Annotated in this window: 13 protein-coding genes; 4 read left to right on the forward strand and 9 right to left on the reverse strand. The window is 41.1% G+C overall.

The window, feature by feature from the left end; all coding sequences use genetic code 11:
• The first annotated feature begins 231 nt into the window (after positions 1-231).
• Together DWZ03_RS11860 and DWZ03_RS11865 are read left to right on the forward strand one after the other, a co-directional pair.
• Entirely contained in the window at positions 232-3,267 is a 3,036-nt protein-coding gene (locus tag DWZ03_RS11860; RefSeq protein ID WP_243634959.1) for a SusC/RagA family TonB-linked outer membrane protein, read from the forward strand.
• A 17-nt stretch (positions 3,268-3,284) separates the two neighbouring features.
• Positions 3,285-4,802, forward strand: coding sequence for a RagB/SusD family nutrient uptake outer membrane protein (locus DWZ03_RS11865; protein WP_117963565.1), 1,518 nt, complete (start codon positions 3,285-3,287; stop codon positions 4,800-4,802).
• Between the two features lie 59 nt (positions 4,803-4,861).
• Here the strand turns inward: DWZ03_RS11865 and DWZ03_RS11870 are convergent, their stop codons facing one another.
• From DWZ03_RS11870 to DWZ03_RS11910, 9 genes are all read right to left on the reverse strand, one after another.
• Positions 4,862-5,527, reverse strand: a complete 666-nt coding sequence (locus DWZ03_RS11870) for a MarC family protein (protein ID WP_008665785.1) — start codon at positions 5,525-5,527, stop codon at positions 4,862-4,864.
• Positions 5,528-5,579: 52 nt separating this feature from the next.
• Positions 5,580-6,278, reverse strand: a complete 699-nt coding sequence (locus DWZ03_RS11875) for a YjjG family noncanonical pyrimidine nucleotidase (RefSeq protein WP_120130117.1) — start codon at positions 6,276-6,278, stop codon at positions 5,580-5,582.
• Positions 6,279-6,364: 86 nt separating this feature from the next.
• Positions 6,365-7,243 carry a hypothetical protein gene (locus tag DWZ03_RS11880; protein WP_005835026.1) on the reverse strand — a complete coding sequence of 293 codons (879 nt, stop codon included), beginning with the start codon at positions 7,241-7,243 and terminating at the stop codon, positions 6,365-6,367.
• Between the two features lie 34 nt (positions 7,244-7,277).
• Positions 7,278-7,952 carry a 16S rRNA (cytidine(1402)-2'-O)-methyltransferase gene (gene rsmI, locus DWZ03_RS11885; protein WP_008665787.1) on the reverse strand — a complete coding sequence of 225 codons (675 nt, stop codon included), beginning with the start codon at positions 7,950-7,952 and terminating at the stop codon, positions 7,278-7,280.
• Between the two features lie 13 nt (positions 7,953-7,965).
• A complete protein-coding gene (locus tag DWZ03_RS11890; protein WP_034523325.1) occupies positions 7,966-8,508 on the reverse strand; it encodes a hypothetical protein in 543 nt (180 codons plus the stop codon).
• Positions 8,509-8,697: 189 nt separating this feature from the next.
• Positions 8,698-10,845 carry a polysaccharide lyase family 8 super-sandwich domain-containing protein gene (locus DWZ03_RS11895; protein WP_229081974.1) on the reverse strand — a complete coding sequence of 716 codons (2,148 nt, stop codon included), beginning with the start codon at positions 10,843-10,845 and terminating at the stop codon, positions 8,698-8,700.
• A 60-nt stretch (positions 10,846-10,905) separates the two neighbouring features.
• Positions 10,906-13,113: a glycoside hydrolase family 3 N-terminal domain-containing protein gene (locus tag DWZ03_RS11900; protein WP_120130120.1), complete on the reverse strand. Its 2,208-nt coding sequence runs from the start codon at positions 13,111-13,113 to the stop codon at positions 10,906-10,908.
• Between the two features lie 4 nt (positions 13,114-13,117).
• Positions 13,118-14,914, reverse strand: coding sequence for a glycoside hydrolase family 2 protein (locus tag DWZ03_RS11905; RefSeq protein WP_117689285.1), 1,797 nt, complete (start codon positions 14,912-14,914; stop codon positions 13,118-13,120).
• Between the two features lie 8 nt (positions 14,915-14,922).
• Positions 14,923-16,923 carry a glycoside hydrolase family 97 protein gene (locus DWZ03_RS11910; protein WP_119958175.1) on the reverse strand — a complete coding sequence of 667 codons (2,001 nt, stop codon included), beginning with the start codon at positions 16,921-16,923 and terminating at the stop codon, positions 14,923-14,925.
• 255 nt (positions 16,924-17,178) lie between these two features.
• Here DWZ03_RS11910 and DWZ03_RS11915 point away from each other — a divergent pair, with 255 nt between their 5' ends.
• Both DWZ03_RS11915 and DWZ03_RS11920 read left to right on the forward strand, forming a co-directional pair.
• Complete coding sequence (locus DWZ03_RS11915) at positions 17,179-18,600, forward strand: sialate O-acetylesterase (protein WP_119958174.1); 1,422 nt, start codon at positions 17,179-17,181, stop codon at positions 18,598-18,600.
• 33 nt (positions 18,601-18,633) lie between these two features.
• On the forward strand, positions 18,634-19,926 hold the full coding sequence (locus tag DWZ03_RS11920; RefSeq protein ID WP_120130122.1) for an acetylxylan esterase: 1,293 nt from the start codon (positions 18,634-18,636) through the stop codon (positions 19,924-19,926).
• Positions 19,927-19,932 lie beyond the last annotated feature (6 nt).

Raw genomic sequence — 19,932 nt, forward strand, 5'->3', positions numbered from 1 at the left:
AAAATCATCCTAAAAGAGAGAATCATAGTGATAGTAAACATAAGCCAGTTTAGGTTTTTTAAGTGTGGAAAATCTGTTATTAAGCATAAAGTGACATGTTTAATTAACAAATTGATAGATTTACAAGGTTTTTTCAATAAAATAGTTGTTCGTTTCAGTTTTATTAATATATTTGCACTTTGTTAGAGTAAAGAAACAATTAATGTAAAGTTAAACTTTAAGAGAGAATTTATGAAAAGAAAATTAATGCTGTTATTGGCCTGTCTTTTTGTCGGAATAGGCCTAGTAACTGCCCAAACCCAGAAGGTTACAGGTGTTGTAATTTCTGAAGAAGACGGGCAGCCAGTTATTGGAGCCTCTGTATTGGTAAAAGGTACACAAATTGGTGCTATTACCGGTGTAGATGGTGATTTTACATTACCAAACGTACCAAGTTCCGCGAAAACTCTGGTGATTTCGTTTGTTGGTATGCAAACCCAAGAAGTAACGATTAAACCTCATGTAAAGGTAATTTTGAAATCCGATTCTGAGCTGCTTGAAGAGGTTGTGGTTACCGGTTACGGTACATTTAAAAAAGCATCATTTACTGGAGCTGCTTCTACTGTAAACACTTCCACCTTGGAAGATGTACCTGTTCTTTCTGTTGCCGACAAACTTTCTGGTAATGTCGCTGGTGTTACTTTTGGCTCAAGTTCAAGTAATCCGGGTTCTGTAAGCAGTATCCGTGTACGTGGTATGGGTTCCATCAATGCCGGAAACAATCCGCTTTATGTTATTGACGGAACACCGGTCACAAGTGGAGACTTATCCGAGTTCACTTATAGTGATGCAGGAACTGATATTTTGTCTTCACTCAATACCAATGACATCGAGTCTATCACAGTTATCAAAGATGCGGCTGCTGCCTCTCTTTACGGCTCGCGTGCTGCTAACGGTGTTGTGGTCATTACGACGAAAAGCGGAAAACAAGGCAAAACAAATGTAAGTTTCCGTTCCGACTGGGGTTTCTCAAACATGGCAATAGATTATCGTCCTATGCTCGACGGTGACTCGCGCCGCGAACTCTTATGGACCGGTCTCAAGAATTACGGGTTATACACCGGAAACATGTCTGATGCAGATGCCGCAACTTTTGCAGACCAGAACATCGAGGACTTTGCTTCAAAACCCTCAACCGGATGGACGGATTGGAAAGACCTGCTTTTCCGTAACGGTTCTCATCAGAACTACCAGTTGAGCGTATCTGGCGGTAACGACCGTACCAAGTTCTACACCTCAGCTGCTTATACCAATCAGGAAGGTATCATTTATAAACAAGGTTTGGAACGTTTCACCGGTAATGCAAACCTCACTCATAAGTTTGGAGACTTTGAGGTTCAGGTTACAAGCCAATTCTCAAAAGTAAGACAAAACAAAACCAATGAAGGTACCTCCTATGATGGACCTGTGGCCAATTACGCATTCTTCCAAAGCCCCTCATCAACTCCTTATAATGAAGACGGCACATTAAACAATGGCTGCGGCTTATTTGGAGTCAATCCCTTGTATGAAAGAGAACACAGTTCTGATGTTTATACCTTGATGAAGGCATTCAATACAATCAAGTTGACCTACAATATTTGGGACAAGTTGAATTTAAGTGAAAAGATTGCTTATGATTACGCACAAGGTACCAATGATGTTCTTTGGGACAGACACTCAAACAACGGCGCTCCGGGTGGTGTCATGCAGCGTATTGTCAATCGTAATGACCAGCTGAATACACAAACCCAGCTCTCTTACATCAACTCTTTCGGTCTGCACAATATTGATGCCCTGCTTGGTTTTGAAACACAAGATACGGAATATGCTTTCAACTACATGGCAGGCCAAGACTATCCGGGTGATTTGTACGAATTGACAAATGCCGGTTCAACAAGTGCCGAGACCAACAGACAGAGCTATCGCATGACTTCGTTCCTCGGACGTGCCAATTATAACTACGCAGACAGATATTATCTCGGTCTCAGCTATCGTACCGACGGAAGTTCACGTCTGGCAAGAGAAAACCGTTGGGGAAGTTTCTGGTCGGTTTCTGGAGCATGGAGATTCATAGACGAAAGTTTCCTAAATCCCGTCAAGAGTGTATTGACAGATGGAAAGCTCCGTGTGTCATACGGTGTAAACGGAACGCAACCTTCAGACTATTACGCTTATATGAATCTTTATAAATATGGAATCATATACAATGGACAGTCAGGAATGTCAATCGTCGGAATTGCAAACCCAGACCTGAAATGGGAAAAGAACAAAACATGGAATATCGGTCTCGACCTTTCATTCATTGACCGTATCTCTGTAACATTCGACTACTATCAGCGTAAAACCAGCGACCTTATATACGACCTCCCCGTATCACAAGTCGGCGGATATTATGATGGCAATTATGGGTATACCACCCCGCAAAACATCGGTTCACTGAAGAACTCCGGTTTTGAGTTGACCATTACATCAACCAATTTCAGAAACAAGGATTTCACGTGGACCACTTCTCTGAACATGGCACACAACAGCAACAAACTGACCAAATTGGATGGCCAGCAGAATGAAATCGTATCAGGACCGCTGATTCACCGTGTAGGCGAACCTTACTATTCATACTATGTTTATGAATACGCCGGAGTCGACGCCGAGACCGGTAAAGAAATGTTCTATCTGAATGACGGAACAGAGAATGCCCGCAAGACAACTACAAATATCTCTGAAGCCAACAAAACTATTGTAGGCAAGCATCAGGCTAGTATAGAAGGCGGTCTTACCAACAACCTCAAATGGAAGTTTATCGACTTGGGCTTCACTTTCACTTATTCATTGGGTGGTGATGCTTTTGACTACTCCACTTGGCAGCACTCCAATGGCGGTTCATATCTATACGGTGGTGCCGTACCGACATACTATGACATCTCAAAGATGTGGACAGGCCCGGGCGACACGAATGCCACATTGCCTAAATTTGAATATGGAAGCGCTGCTTCACTGTCTTCACGCTGGCTGATGCCTACTGATTATCTACGTCTGAAGAACCTCACATTAGGTGTAAGCATTCCGCAAAACTATATCAGCAAGCTTGGGCTCAGCAAAGCCAGAATCTACTTCTCTGGTTCCAATCTGCTTACATGGAAGTCTAAAGACTTATTTGTAGATCCGGAAATGCGTGTAGACGGACTATGCACATTTGAGACTCCGGCATTGAGAACATATACATTCGGAATAGAATTGAATTTCTAACTAATAAAGATACGAAAATGAAAATATTAAAGACATTATACACAGCAACGCTTTGCGCAGCTATGGCAGTCAGCACTTCATCATGCCTCAACAGTTGGCTGGATCAGTCACCCGCAGACGGAATAGATGCTGAAACCGCAATCAAGAACAGCGATGATTTGGCCAATGTGCGGACGGGACTTTATGCTGCCGTTAAAGGTAACAGTAGCCTGATTAATTATTATGGACGCCTCATGTTCGTATACGGTGACATGAGAGGGGAAGATATCCAATATGAATATAACGGGGGAAGTGGAAGAGCAAACTTCTACTACTATATGGAATATACAACTGCAGACAATTTCACCACCTCAACAGCCGTATGGCAGATGCCTTATGTAGTCATTGCACGCGCCAACCGTCTGATTCAGGCAGCAGAAAGTGGCAACCTGACCGACGCGGCAGAGGCAAAAGCCACTATTGACCAATATGATGCAGAAGCAAAAGTTCTGCGCGCCATGGCACTGTTTGACCTTACACGTATCTACGGTAAACCTTATACGGTAGATCAAGGTAGCTCACTCGGTGTGCCCATCGCTACCTCCCCGCTGGAATCGACAGAAAAGCCAAGCCGCAGCACGGTAGCCCAATGTTATGAGGCAATTGAAAAGGATTTGACAGATGCAATCAACTCAAATGCACTGCCCAAAACTAATGAAGTGGGTTATGTCAACCTTTGGGCTGCCAAAGCCTTGCAGGTACGTGTATATATGACAAAAGGCGAATGGAGCAAGGCTTTATCCGTAGCTGAAGACATCATATCAAACTCGTCTTACAAACTTTGGGAACCGTCAGAATATGTTGCTGCATGGAGCAAAAGTGATGCCAATCATTCAAAAGAAATCATGTTCGAGATTTCCATCAACAACAATACTGACTGGACAGACCGTGAAGGTATTGCCTACTTATATGCAGACAAGGCTGGCGCTTCTCCCGGATATGGAGATGTAATTGTCACAAAAGACTTCTCTGACATGCTTACATCCGACCCGGCAGACATCCGTAACGACATATTACTGGCAGCGGCAGCAGGAGGATTTGGCAAACGTAAAGTTTACATCAACAAAATGCCTGCTGTAAACGGAGATGTACGTTACTCCAATGTCCCATTGCTGCGCTTGTCAGAAGTTTACTTGTCAGCAGCAGAAGCAGCTTTCCAGGCCGGAGACAAGAACAAGGCTGCCAACTTGCTGAACGATATCATCTCCAACCGCACAACGAATGAAAGCAAACAAGTAACCAGCGGAAACATCACATTAGACCGCATCTACATCGAACGCCGCAAGGAACTTGTAGGTGAAGGACAGCGCTACTTCGATGTTATGCGCCGAGGTGAAACCGTTACACGCTACACGGACGTTAATGACAGAGGATGGCACGACGTATTGAGCGAAGAAGCGCGTACATTCAACCGCGACTCCAAGAAAGCGCTCCCGTTGATTCCCGTCGGTGAAATCAATGCCAATCCGAACATAGAACAAAATCCAGGCTATTAATCAATAGTAGCCTAAAGAAACTTGGGAATTCTCCCAATGTGTTTTTATAAATAAAGTGTTTAGAGGAGGTGTGCCAGTGATGGTATGCCTCCTTCTTTCAATATATCCACCAATATCGGTTTCACTCCGCTGACAAAACACTCAACGGCAATAACCATCAGGATAAGTCCCATCAGGCGCATCATCACATTGTTTCCCGTCTCACCCAAGATTTTGACCAACCGCGTGGAAGCACGCAATATGAAAAAGGTAATCAGATAAATAAAGGCAATCATTCCTATAAGAACTCCTTTCATCTGAATGGTATGGGCATCCTGCATCAGCACAATGGCATTGGCTATGGCACCAGGACCACAAAGCATCGGAATTCCAAGAGGAGTAATGGAAATATCATCGGCATAAGTCTTGATTTCCTCGTCTTTCAGCTTCATTGGGGTATAACGGGCTTGCAGCATATCGAAGCCAATCTTAAAGATAATAACTCCACCGGCAATACGGAAACCATTGGTAGAGATACCGAAGAACTTAAAGAGGAACTGTCCCGCAAACGTAAAAACCATAATCGTAATAAAGGCAACCAAAGTGGCGCGCGATACTACCGACTGCCGTTCACGGTCTGTCATTCCATGCGTCATGGTCAAAAACACCGGCATGGTGCCGAGAGGGTTTGTCAACGTAAAGAAGGAGGTAAAACAAAGTAAAGCGAAAGGTAAGATTGTGTCCATAGCTGTATAATATACGTTTCTGCAGACAAAAGTACAACTAAAAATTTCAATGTCACAAAATCTGCATCAATTCTTTCAGATTACTGATATGATAAGTCGGTTGGAAAGGCAGTTCTTCCTTCCCTGTTACATTATAAAACACTTGGTGCATGCCCACTCCTTTGGCTCCTGCCACATCATTCTCCCAACTATCGCCTATCATCAAAGAATCACGCACTTCGGATTGTGTGGCAGAAAGTGCAAAATGAAAGATTTCGGGCCAGGGCTTCAAGACACCGATGTCATCAGAGAGAACAATCTTCTTAAAAAAGCGGTCGATATCCGCCGAACGCATCTTATGACATTGCAGCTCTTGGAAACCATTGGAAAGGATATAGAGGTTGTATTTCTCTGCCAAATATTCCAGTACCTCATACGCATGCGGCATCAGCCTGCTTTTTGTGGGAATGACCGAAAAGAAATCATCAGAAAAAGCCTCGGCCAAAGCTGCATCCCTCGCCCCTACTGCCTCCAGAGGATATAGGAAACGCTGGCGGTTCAACTCTTCCTTACTGACCTGCCCCCTACCGTATTCTTCCCATAGCTCTACATTGCGATACTGATAAAGTGTATAGAAATGCTGGAAAGACCGAAAGAAACGGTCATAATCATACTTCTGATACATCTCTTCGAATGTATCGCGTGCATTAAGGGAAAATGCCCAAAGCGTATCGTCCAGGTCAAAAAATAGGTTCTTATATTGGGATGCCATAATTTAAAGGAAAGGGATATATAAAAATAGACGCAGATTATCAATTCCAATAACCTGCGTCCGTTCTGTATCAGTCTATAACAGTATTATTTTACCTGGATTACCAAATACTTGGACACACTCCAGAAGTCTTTCGGATTTGTAATCTTCAAAGTCAACTGTCCTTTATCATCCTTCTCCAACGCATAAGAGCCAGCAGGATGAGTAGTCAAGATATCAGCATCTTTAGAGTATAGTTTAATCTCTTTTGTCGTACGGATATCCACTTGTGTAAAGTAGTCCTTGTTGATATCAGAATCTTTCAGCACCTGGCCTTTTTTGAAAAGTCCGGTATTTGTCAATATCTTCTGGTCCTTCAACTCTTTCTTCGTACCAAATACAAACCAAGCCGTATTGAGTGCCTTATCTTGTTCGGCAACGGTTTGAGCCTTCGCCTCATTTTCGGCAGTCAATTCTTCTTTCTCAGTAGACAAACCGGTTACGGCAGCATCCAGTTCCTGGATACGGATATTCTTGGAAGCCAGCTCAGCCTGCAATTCCTCAATACGCTGGGTCTTTGCCACCAACTCCTGAGTCAGGGACTCCACAGCCCTCTTCAACTGGGCAGAGTTATTCTTACTGTTCTTCAGCATGGACTGTAATTTGGCAATCTGTTCCTTGTTCTCTTCCATCTGCTTACGGATAAACTCAATATCCGACGCAATCTGCTGCTTGGCATTCAAAGAGCCTTCTGCCACAGCACCACGCTGCAAATCCACACGGCTCTCTGCTGCATTAATCTGGCGGAATCCCTCTGAAATATCATTGAAAGTGCCCATCATCTCGTCCAATTCAGCATTACGCTGAGTCAGTTCCATCAATAAAGAATCATTTTCAGCTTTCAGCTGGTTCTTACTGCCACCAGAGAAGCTGTCACACGAAGCCATTACAGCCGCGCATACAATTAAAACTGCTAACTTTTTCATACGCTTTCGTTTTACGTTTGGTTAATGAAGTTATTTAATCGTCTATTCCTGTTACTACAATCACAATTTCACCGCGCGGTTCGTTCGCCGTGAAATGTTCAATCAATTCTGTAAGCGTTCCACGCACCGTTTCTTCGTGCATCTTTGAGATTTCCCGCGAAACAGAAGCCTGACGTTCGGCACCGAAATGTTCGGCAAACTGCGTCAAAGCTTTTACCAATCTGTGGGGAGACTCATAGAACACCATGGTACGACACTCCTCGGCCAATGCCTTCAGGCGGGTCATCCTTCCTTTCTTCTGTGGAAGGAAACCTTCAAAACAGAACTTCTCATTCGGCAGTCCGGAAGCCACCAATGCCGGTACAAAAGCTGTCGCTCCCGGCAAGCATTGCACTTCGATGCCGTTACGCACACACTCTCTGACTACCAGAAAGCCCGGGTCGGATATACCTGGCGTACCTGCATCCGAAATCAAAGCTACAGTTTCTCCCCCCTTTATTCTATTAACAACACTTTCAACCGTTTTATGTTCATTAAATTTATGGTGAGATTGCATCGCATTCTTTATTTCGAAGTGTTTCAGCAATATGCCGGAGGTACGTGTATCCTCAGCAAGTATCAAATCCACTTCTTTCAGAATCCGGATAGCACGGAATGTCATATCTTCCAAATTTCCTACCGGGGTAGGCACTACATAAAGTTTTCCCATACTTATCGGTCGTTTAGCTGAAATATTTTTTGAGGAGTTCCATAAAATCGACGGCGGCTTCATTTTCTTCATCCGGGTGCACTTCCGAAGCAAAAATATCCATAGCCTTGTCCAAAGAAGGAGCCTCACCCAAACGTCGTACCACTTCATTCATCCGTGCAGCATCGCCTGCGAACAGTTCGCGGACAAAACGGAATGAATCGTTCAGACTGATGGCATGTTTCAAATCCTTGGCAGGCTTGATGCGTTCTGCCAAAATAGGAACTGTTTCCGGTTCCTCACATACCATCTTCACTGTATCAGGAATAACCGATTCGACCGGAGAAACCGATTCGGTCAAAGGAGTAGTAACAGCAGGGGGTTCCTCCAGGGGCGACACAACAGCCGTTGGCGCCTCCTCAAGCAGTTCTTGCAACGCCTCCAAGCGTGCCTTCATCTGCTGGATATTCCGTTTTGCCACAATCTTCAATGTCGGATTGGCATCACTTGAAATGGCCTGCATCAAACATTTCAATTCCTGAATATCTAATTCTATGTCGTTTAATAGGGTTTGCATATCCTTTACACAGTCCGTGTTAACGCTACAAATGTAGAAATAAATAATGAAAAAATATCGGAAAGCGAACAAAAGTGTTACCATTATCCGGAAAAGACGAATTTGAATACATCCAAAAGAAAAGGTTATGACTATTCTCCTAGCACAACCTTTTCCCATAGAAATACTTTATAATTAAAGCTAACTATTCTATTGGAATTCATTTCCTATTTGAATAACAGTTCCCTTTAATTCCCCATCCGGCAACTTTACTTCTTTCTTCTCTCCATTAACCGCCACTACTAAAATATTTTCACGTTGAGTAGGATCTGATGCGTACACCTTCCAACCGTTAGCATTGATACGTAAAATAAAAAGTCCCCTCCTATCACTCTCAAATTTCACTTTCTTGGATAAAATAACTTCTCCCTTATCATACATCGCCAATAAATAAGTTTCTTTATCAATCTGTACAGCTTGGCATTGTGATGTATTACTTATTACTTTAAAAGAAGACAAATCAAAACGTCTGACTTGCTCAAGAGAGCTGGCAGGAAGTACCATGTACTGATAAGAAGCATCCTGTGGAAATGTTCCATGATCGAAATAAAGCGTATAGATATTTTGCGTTACCTGCTCACTTTTAGGATAAATCTTCATAATATCATTCCACAAGCCAGTTCTCTTTTCGGAAAAAGCTCTCCCTTTTCCATCAAGCACAATATACCCCGTTTGATGATGAAAGAAACGCTCGGGTTTATCTGCTGAAAAACAGACATCTTTCACCGCATTCCATTTACCTTTTTCCAAATGCAAGAGTTTTTCTTTTAGTAGCGCCTGCTCAATAGACGTATTTACCAAATAGCTGCTATCCGAATGAATATCTGCACCAAGGCACAAGACATAATCCGGAGTAAATATCCATGCCTTTTTTGCATAAAGTCCATCACGAACCAATTCCATTGAAGTCATGCCTACATTACCATCATTCACGTTACCTACAAATGAACCTTTATTTTGTTTTTCAAGCCACCCCATCACATGCACACGCTTATCCTCTTGATAACAAGTTACTCCTGGGACTTTTCTCCAATCCCAACAAGGAAATATATCTGTATATTCTTCTCCATCCACATAAGTATATAGCGCACCATCTGCCAAGTAATAGCCTTTCACATTATCAGTACCTGATTCTGTACCAATTACCCTATCAGATGCCATTCTAAGAGACGCCATCCAATCCGAACAGCGATGAATAGTAATATCCGATTTCCAAAAATGATATTGTCCCAATAGACCTACCGGCGTCCTTCCCAAATTCTCATTAATAAGTGCTTGATAAACATTATTATTATTGCTATTGATGCCAGCTAATGTATTTACTGAAAATAATGTAGAAAAGCCTTTATGCCGTTGTGCCTGTCTATAAAGTTGACGGCCAAGATTATTGATATCCATCTTATTTTTCCACAAGATTCTCCTAACACCAGTATTCACATAATCACTGATAATTTTAAAATGCTCTTGTTCAAGAGCCAATGACGTATCATCCAGAATATATGCCCAGAAACTCATTGTAGCCAAATAGGCTGCACCATAGTTCCCCGCCTGCTGCTGAGGCCCATGTTGATGAAAACTTTGATCTGCCTTGATGCCTTCAGCCTTTCCATAAGCCATTTTTATCTCACTATTTATAACATCTCTCGCTCTCTGTATCATCTGAATATCCCCTAATAACAAGCCTTTTACAATTACATTGCCAGCCAGCCATACTCTATTTTGGGCAGTCATACCAATTTTAGCTTTATCCATTACCACAAGGGCTTCACTTTTTTCTTGTTCAGACATCTGATCTTCAAACAATATGAATGCCGCTCCTAATACCTTAGGAATACCGATCTCATTATACCACCAATTAGAAGAAATCGGCTTTACTTGAAACCAATAAGCTAATGCTTTATGAATAGCCTCTGCCACTTCCTGAGACTTATATAGAACATGGTTCGGGTTCCTATATACTTTAGATAATTCAAGAACTCGAGAAGCGTGTACTCTTGGAGCCCACCCTGCTGCATTACTTGCAAAATCCAAATCGGACCAGCAACCTTCTACACTCAGTTTATGAATTAAATTCTGAACATACTCCACTTCTATAGGATAACGCTCCATCAATTCAACAATCATCTGGTCCCCCACAATCTTTTCACGAGGAGTTTGACACATCAGCGTTGTAAGCAGAGAATCAGAATTAGTACAAAGAATACTTTCTATATATTTCTTTTTTATCACAGATAAATCGTCTGCTTTTACTCCAACTGTCATGCATAGAAACAATAGAAAGAAAATAAATCGTATCATACGCAACATTCGTTTCATCCTTTTAAAAAGATTATTATTAGAAGTTTAACAAAAATAGTATCATTTCTCTATAAGTTCAAAACTTACAGCCTTCAGATTATCTGAACTATTGCCGACAAAAAGTTTAAACTCACCCGGTTCTGTGACAAATTTCTTTTCTGCATTAAAAAATCCAAGTTCCTCTGTGGACAAAATGAATTTTACTTCTTCAATTTCTCCCGGAGCCAATTCTACTTGTTTTATCCCACAAAGTTCAAGCACTGGACGTGTCAGAGAGCTTACAACATCCTGCAAATATAGTTGAATCGTTTCTTTTCCGCTATAACTTCCCGTATTTTTAACCATAGTCGTCAATATAATATATTCTCCCGATTTATATTGCTGTTTGATTAGTGCAGGAGCTGCGATATCAAATGTTGTATAGCTCAATCCATAACCAAAAGCATAAGCAGGTAACACGCTCTCATCCATATAGCCGCTTACCCAAGGATTATTGGGAGCCCATGCACGACCGGTGCTTTTATGGTTATAATACAAAGGACATTGACCTACATTACGAGGAAAAGTCATAGGCAGCTTTGCTGATGGATTATATTTTCCGGTAAGTACATCCGCTATTGCATTGCCGGCCTCCGTACCCAACCACCAAGTGAAAAGAATAGCATCCGTATAGGGTTCCATCTGAGAAAATATCAACGGACGTCCCCCCATCACTAAAGTTATTACCGGTTTCTGCGTTGCCTCCTTTATCTCTTTCACCATTCGCTGCTGATTGGCATCAACATTAATGTCTACCTTGGACTTTGCTTCTCCAGAATCCATTGCACGTTCTCCGACAGACACAATAATCACATCATATCCTGTCAGTTTCGGCAATACTTTCAACTCATTGGTTTCTAAATCATATCCTTCTATATATGTTATTTCAGCATGAGGTAAAGCGGCTCGCAATCCATCATAAACTGTTATTACATCTTCAGCTTTTCCTAAAGCAGACCAATTGCCCAGCATATCTTTATGAGCCTTATTTAAAGGGCCAACCAATGCTATTCGCCTTGCCGTTGCGGCAATCGGTAAAGCAGACTCATTCTTAAGAAGCACAATGGAACTTGAACCAGCCTCACGAGCAATCTTTCTATTAGCTGTTACAATTTTCTTATCCTCTATTTCTTTTGCCCTATTATTATAACAATAAGGATCATCAAAGAGCCCCAGCTCAAATTTCTTGGTCAAAATACGCCTTACAGCGTCATCAATCAGAGCAATATCCACCTCTCCCTCATTTACCAAATCAACCAGATGCTTGGCATAGGTCATAGAGTGCATATCCATATCACAACCGGCAATAGCTGCCAATCGTCCTGCATCTTTATTGTCCTTCGCCATTCTATGCTTAGCAATCTCACCCACAGAGCCCCAATCGCTGACAACAAATCCCTTAAATCCCCATTTTCCTTTCAAAACATCTCTCTGCAAAATTTTATGAGCTGTTGCCGGAATACCGTTTATTTCATTAAAAGCATTCATAAAAGTAGCAACACCAGCTTCTACTGCCGCTTGAAATGGAGGTAGATAAACCTGCTGAAGCGTATGTTCTGAAATATCTGCTTCAGCATAGTCCCGACCTCCTACCGCTGCACCATAAGCAGCAAAGTGCTTAGCACAAGCCAATACTGTTCGCTTCTCATCATAGTTAGAGCCCTGAAAACCTTCTATACGTGCTTTTGCCACTTGAGAGCCATACCAAGTATCCTCACCAGCTCCCTCCATTGAACGCCCCCAACGAGCATCTCTAGAAACATCTACCATAGGAGCAAAAGTCCAATGAATACCCAAAGAGGAAGTTTCTGCTGCAGCCACATTTGCCGTTTTACGCATCAAATCCAGGTTAAAGCTTGCAGCCTCCGCCAACGGAATTGGAAAAATCGTTTTCAAGCCATGAAGAACGTCAAGTCCGAAAAGCAAAGGAATACGCAAACGGGATTGCATAGCCAGATCCTGATATTGTTTAGCCCGTTCTACTGTTATAATATTGAAAACAGAGCCCACCTCTCCCCTTTTTATTTCTTCGGTACGATTGCTCGTGTCAAGGGCAGGTCCTGTGAGAAGTTTATTATTCGAATATTGAATCATTTGCCCGACTTTTTCCTGAACAGTCATAAGGTTCAATACTGAATCTACCTGAGAGCTATAATCTTTTAATTGAGCAGGCAACACTGTTGTTACACAACTCAAAACCAATACGTATAGAAGCCTATATTTATCCATATCCTTATTTTATAGATTCATAATATTCTTTCATCACATACCACGCTTTCTTTCTATACCCCTGATCCGAAATCAATCCTTTTCGATTCCATCCTTCCTGGTTTGTAGGATGAAAACGATAAGGAGAACGGAAATCAAATAAAATCCAAGGCGAAATCCCGGCAAGATTAGGTATATACTTAAACATTTCCAAATTATCCTTATACAGTTTTTCCTGATACTCCTCACTCCAGGAACTTGTTACTGTCGAATCGCCAGATTGACCATAAAGCGCTTCCCCACCAAACTCTGAAAATATCAACGGCTTATCAAGGGCGACATTCCAACGAATCTCAGATGGAGACATAGGCCACCGATGATACCATCCCATATATTTATTAATAGAAACGACATCCAGATTTTCAATAAAGTCATCTTCCATTTCAAAGGCATTCGTCTCGGAATTTAATTTAGGTAGGTCAAAAGCCGCTGTTATCAAACGAGTGGTATCCATCTTATGACATAGTTCAACGAGACTTTTAAGAAAAGCATTACGAGATTCGGAAGGAGCTGTTTCATTGGCAACTCCCCAAAAAGTAAGAGCACATCTATTCCGGTCACGCAACAACATTTCCGTATACATTCTTTGTGCCTTCAGACGCGTACTGCTATCTTTAAAATCAATGCCCTGCCAGACTGGTATTTCCTCCCATAACATAAGTCCCATTTGTTCTGCTAAACGAACAATATACTCATTCTGCGGATAGTGGGCCAGACGAATCATGTTTACTCCCAATCCTTTCGCTTCAGATAATAATGCAATTGCATCTTGTTCTGAATAAGCACGCCCTTGGCGTTGAGATATTTCCTCATGTAAACCAATACTTTTCATGAAAACTGGAGAATCATTCAGATAAATCTGCGTATTCTTCACATAAAGGTTACGAAAGCCGATATTCTCCTTTACTTCATCTACTTCAGAAGAGACAATCACCTGGTATAGTTTAGGAGCCTGAGGAGACCAGCGTTCCAAATTCCGAACCCGAAAAGTAGCCTTAGCCAAACCAGTTCCATCAGTAAAAACTTTATTGGCTATTTTCAGCTCTGGTATTTCAATCTTCACCAACTGACCTGCATTCTGTGCAGATAGCTGTACTTCAGCATGAACACGATCCGAATCATACTTATCCAGCTGTATAAAATAATCACGAATATAATTCTTAGGCGTATGTACCAGCATGACATCACGAGTAATTCCACCATAATTCCACCAGTCAAATGAAAGTGCTGGAATAGCATCTGCAGTACGCGTGTTGTCTACTTCTACTGCCAGAAAGTTCCCTCCTTCTTTCACGACATTAGTTACATTGAACTGGAAAGGAGTAAAGCCTCCTTCATGACTACCAATCAGAGTTCCATTCAAATACACTCTGCAACGATAATTAACTGCTCCGAAATAAAGAAATAAATTCTCGTCAGACTTTTTATTTATCTCAAATTTACGTGCGTACCACATCGTTCCTTCGTAATATTTAAGTTCTGGAATTTGTGAATTCCAATCAGAAGGAACATTCAGACGCAAACCTCCTTCAAAAGCATATTCCTTGAAATCTGCCTTATCTTTTAAAGCCCTATTCCTATAAATCGCAGTTTTGCGTCCCTGCTGATAGGGATCAATTATAGCATTCCATTTACCGTTCAACAATGTATATTGCCTTCCATATACATTGACAAGCAATTCTTGAGCACTACCATACTGTATATTACAAATGCATACAAGTCCCCATATCCACCATCTTAAAGTCCTTATCTGTGCAAGCATACTCATATTCACTTTTTATAGATTTTTAGTGCACATCCTCCACCCTCGGCCATTGTAACAGATAGTTTCCGGTCTTGAGGAATAGCTATTATCGATTTGATATAATCGGAAGCAACAGTACCAGCATTTACACCATCTTTATACAATTCAGCACTCCATTCTCCATCTCCCAGAAAGCTCAAATCAATCTCCATCGTACGCTTTTCCCAATTAGTAAGTGTACCTAAATACCAAATATCTCCCTTACGACGAGCCATAGAGATATACTCACCAATTTTACCGTCCAAAGCAACAGTTTCCTCCCAGACAGTAGGAACCTCTGCAATAAAAGATGTACATTCTGACTCACGTTCATAAAATACCGGACTATCACACAGCATAGATAATGGAGACTCAAATATTACATATTCTGCAAGCTGACGACAACGTGTCCCCATACTCATCGGAGCTTCATTGACCGGTCGAAAAGTACGTTTGGTTCCATTTCGCATAGCACCTTGAGTATAATCAACTGGTCCAGCTACCATACGGATAAACGGCATAGTCACATCATAAGTAACCTGGTCCACTTTATCGCTACCGGCAAATTTTAATTGTTCCAGTCCATGTACGCCTTCAAAATTAACAACATTTGGATAAGTACGATTTAATCCCGTAGGTTTATATGTGCCATGATAATCCAACAGCAAATGATATTTAGCGGCTATAGCAGCTCCACGATAATGAAAATCAACCATTGGCTGATCATCACGATCCATGAAATCCACTTTAAAACCCTTTATGCCCAATTCCGAATAATACCGACATATATCTTCCATATCCCGTTCAAAAGCATAATATCCTGCCCACAAAATCAGCCCAATATCTTTAGACTCAGCATAAGCCACCAGCTCTTTTAAATCGATTTCCGGTACAACTTGGAATAAATCAGCCTTTAAATTCACGGCCCAACCCTCGTCCAAAATTACATACTCAATTCCATGTTTGGCGGCAAAGTCAATATAAGCTTTATAGGTGGCATTGTTCACACCGGCTTTGAAATCAATACCAGATAATCCCCAATGGTTCCACCACTCCCAGGCGACCTTTCCTGGTTTAATCCAACTTGTATCATCAATGCGTGATGGTGCTGCCAATTTATAAACCAAATCATTATCAAGCAATTCTTTATCATCTGAAGAAACAATAGCTATGCGCCAAGGAAAAGTTCGCTTACCAGAACATTTAGCTATATAATTCTCACGTTCTGTCACCAACATTTGCAGATTGTTATGTCCACCCTGTAATAAATTCTTTGGATAGGGTGCAAAAACGCCTTTCAAAGAAGTTGATTGTTCTTCATTGTAGACAAACATTCCCGGATAACTTTCTACATCAGATTCTGCAATACAAATTTTTCTTCCCTCTTCCAACTCAACGACGACTGGAGTAAATGCAATTTGGTTAGAGGGCATCTCACTCAAACTAAGATGAGTATAAACATTTTCAAATGAATTGAAAAACTGTTCTTCTTTCCTTTTATCCCTCCCCCCTCTCACAAAAGGGACATAAGCCATATAATCCTTCTCAAAATTGAATGTAGCCTCTTCATTTATTACAATAAAAGGTCTGTTCTGCGTAACAACAAAACGATATGCCATCCCCTCATTATAAGCTCGGAAATTCAACTGAAAATCTTCCTTAAAAGTAATGACTAACTCATTGCAGAAATTATCAATCTGGTTACGCTTATAAAATGCCGTGGATATCGTTTCATTAATTTTGCGCATATGTACATTTTTAACTTTGGATTTTTCCCCTAAAGTTTTGTCACAGTCTAATAACATAGAAATAGGGGAAGAGACAATCACCGATTTCCCTTTATGCTGTAAAGAATAGCTAATCTTATCACCAACCTCAATATTAATTATAAGTTCCCCATTCGGCGATTTCAATAGATAGTGCTTTTGAGCTATACAAAAACCCCAAAAGCTACTCAAAAGTGTAAGTGTTAAAAAGAATCTTCTCATAAAATGATTTATTATTGTTTTTACAGTGTATTAAAAAGCAGTTTATCTGCTACAAATATAAAAGATCAATAAACTTCTGTAAGCCATTCAAAGATAAAATCACCGGGAACGATTGCAAATAAGAGAACAGGGCCAGTCTTCTCATATTCAAAAGAATAAGCAGAAAATTCATAAACGGAAACGTTTCCGACAGTTTTAGCTGTGAATATTGTATTTCCTATTTTATCCTTCTAATTTCGCACAAAACAATCTATCATGAAACAGATACTATTTATATTCCTATTTATTTATTCTTTAAATGTACAGGCAAAAGTGGTATTGCCCACCATCTATTCAGATGGAATGGTATTACAACGTAACCAACCTATCCGAATCTGGGGGCAAGCAGCCCCCAAAGAAAAAGTCATAGTTACTTTTGCCGGGCAACAACAAGTTGTAAACGCGAATACCGATGGGCATTGGGAAACCCGACTATCTCCACTAAAAGAAGGCGGTCCTTATGAATTACAAGTTCTTGGCAAAGAAAACCAGATAGAGATAAAAGACATTCTTATTGGAGATGTCTGGCTATGCAGCGGTCAATCCAACATGCAATGGGTAGTAAACAATGTAACTAATGCTGAAGTTGAAAAGAAAAATGCCAACTATCCTCAAATCCGTACATTAAATGTTCCACGCCGCATGGAATTAGTCCCTATAGATACTATAAATGCAAAGTGGACAGTTTGCTCTCCAGAGACCGTAGGAAGCTTCTCCGGAGTAGCCTACTTTTTTGCGAAAAAGGTTCATGAAGAAACCCATATTCCCATTGGTATAATAAATTCCTCTTGGGGAGGTACTATTATAGAAACCTGGACTAGTTTGGAAGCCTCCAATTCCATTTCTTCAGAACACCTCAATTGCTATACAAAAGAAGACAAGTTGCTGCCTCCAACAAAATATTTTGCACTAAAGAATAAAAAAGCTGCTCGTAATGACTATCCGTCACTGGTGTATAATGCAATGATCCATCCTCTTCTTTCTCTATCAATAAAGGGAGTAATATGGTATCAAGGAGAGAATAACGTGGGGAATGCCGAACCCTATACCGATTGGCTCACCTGCATGATTGGAGATTGGCGACAACGCTGGAAAACTGAACTTCCATTCTATATTATTCAGCTCCCGAATTTTGACTCTATCAATAAGAAGCCGCTTTGGGCAGAAATAAGAGAAGCACAATATAAAGCCTTATCCGTCTCTGATACACATCTCATTGTCACCAGTGACTTAGGAGAGCCTCATGACCTTCATCCGCACAACAAACAAGACATTGGAATGAGAGTAGCGCTACAAGTATTACACCACGAGTATAATCGCACAGATATATTTAGCGAAAGTCCCATGTATCAACAGATGGAGATTAAAGGAAATAAAGTAGTCATTACATTCAAGAATACAGGTTCTGGATTAGAAATACGCAGCCGATATGGATGCCTGCAAGGATTTTCCATAGCTGGAGAAGATAAAACCTTTCATTGGGCACAAGCCCAACTTAAGGGTAACCAAGTAATTGTCTGGAGTCCCAATGTGACACATCCAATTGCAGTACGATATAATTGGGAAAATAATCCAGATGGAAATTTATATAACAAAGATGGACTACCTGCCTGTTTATTCCGTACGGACAACTGGTAATAGAATTCAATATAAATTTTAATATTACAGAATATGAATAAGACACTTATTTTCTCAGTCTTATTGTCTTTATTTCTAATGAAGGCAATGTATGCATTTCCACAACCTCCGGAAAAGCTAATAAAAATAACCGTTTCTCCAAATCACGCAGACTGGCTATATAAAACAGGAGAAAATGCCGCCGTCTCCATCTGTGTATGGAAGGACCAAGTCCCCATGAAAGATGTCCCAATATACTATGAAATATCAGAAGACCTAATGAAACCTCACAAGACAGGCAATATTGTCTTAAAAGATGGAACATTCAAATTACCTTTAGGTACCCTCAAAAAAGCAGGTTTCTTACGCTGCAAAGTAACCGTCAATTACCAAAAGCATAAATATGAAGACGCAGCTACAATCGGTTTTTCCCCGGAAGAACTCCGACCGACAACACAACGCCCTAAAGATTTCAAAGATTTTTGGGATAAAGAACTGAAAAAAGTAGCAGAGCAACCTCTTGACCCACGAATAACCTTGATTCCAGAAAAATGTACTTCCACCGTAAATGTCTATCATGTAGGCTTTCGAAACAACTGGGCTGGTTCGCGCATGTATGGCATTCTCTGCGTGCCCAAAGATACATCAAAGAAATATCCTGCCATCCTAAAAGTTCCTGGAGCAGGAATGCGCGCTTATCACGGAGAAATAGCCTTGGCATCACAAGGTGTCATCACTTTGGAAATCGGCATTCATGGAATACCTGTAAATCTTCCTAATGAAGCATATACAATAGGAGGAGGTCCTCTCTTAAACTATCATGACAAAGGTTTAGACTACAAAGAAAACTATTATTACAAACGAGTTTATATAGGTTGCAAACGTGCTGTTGACTTCATTTTTTCCCTTCCCGAGTTTGATGGCACAAACATTGTAACTTTCGGCGGAAGTCAAGGTGGTGCTCTATCCCTCGTAACAACAGCCATTGACCCACGCATCAAAGGAGCTGTCTGTTTCTATCCTGCCTTATGTGATATGGAAGGATATACTCACGGAAGAGCTGGAGGATGGCCTCATATGTTCAAAAAGCCTCAATACTGCCATCCCAAAGCTATAGAGACAATACGTTATTACGACGTAGCCAACTTTGTCACCGACATTAAGGTGCCAGTTTTTATGTCCTTTGGATATAATGACACCACGTGTCCTCCTACCACTTCCTACTCTGTTATGAACAAGATGACCTGTCCGATAACTCCTTTCATCGTTCCAGATTCCTATCATTTCATGTATCCGGAACAAAGAGAAGCAGCTGTATCATGGGCCTTAAACTTATTGCACGAATAAAATCAC

Source organism: Bacteroides sp. AF29-11 (genome assembly GCF_003602895.1).
Lineage (GTDB): Bacteria > Bacteroidota > Bacteroidia > Bacteroidales > Bacteroidaceae > Bacteroides > Bacteroides uniformis.